Annotated in this window: 1 pseudogene; it reads right to left on the bottom strand. The window is 64.1% G+C overall.

The window, feature by feature from the left end:
• Positions 1 to 122, bottom strand: a pseudogene (locus tag BZY54_RS45440) (transposase); the annotation flags it as partial.
• Between the last annotated feature and the right edge of the window lie 605 nt (positions 123 to 727).

Here is a 727-nt window from a genome sequence, read left to right as displayed (position 1 = left end):
CGGTCGGGGAAGATGCCGACCACGTCGGTGCGCCGGCGGATCTCCTTGTTCAGGCGTTCTTGCGGGTTGTTGGACCAGATCTGCTGCCAGCACTCACGCGGGAACGCGGTGAAGGCCAGCAGAGTATTCGGCGTTGCAGACGGCGTCTGCCTCGGCGGACATGAGGGNNACCACTTCCCTGGACGCAACCATGTTCCGCGCATGTCGATCGTGCCTTCGAATCACGCCAGTCCACCGGGAACCATTGACAGCAACTTGAGCGTCGGCCTCATGTATGAACAGACAACTGGGCCCCGACCCCGCTCGAGTCAGTTGCCTTGTCCTGGTGGTGACTGTCTGTGCCGGTTATGGCGTCTATCGTCTGTCGCGCGGAGCGCGCAGGACTTGCCGGCTGCTGAAGCGGGAGCACCCTGGATTCTTTGATCTGTGGACGTGGGAACCCGTCCTTTCTGTCGCCTCGGTCGCAGTCGCCGGCCTTGGGGTGTGGGCTGTGGCGGCGGCCCTTGTCCGCCCTGCTCATCAGGTCCGAGTGAGACTCGCAATTCCGTCAGCGGCGCTTGCTGTCGCTCTTGTGGCCATCCTGCTCGTCCACTTCGCCGTGATCGGCACCCCGACCGGAGTCGCCAGCGACAACAATGTCTGCTCGCCCGACAACGTGCCACCGTGGTGGCCCAGCTGGCTCCCCGCTTGACTGACCTGCGCGTTGTCGTCCGAGGCTCAGTGGAGC

It is taken from the genome of Streptomyces carpinensis (genome assembly GCF_002154505.1).
GTDB lineage: Bacteria > Actinomycetota > Actinomycetes > Streptomycetales > Streptomycetaceae > Streptomyces > Streptomyces carpinensis.
Note: the sequence above shows the minus strand (reverse complement) of the source record. Positions and strands in the feature narration are given on the sequence as shown.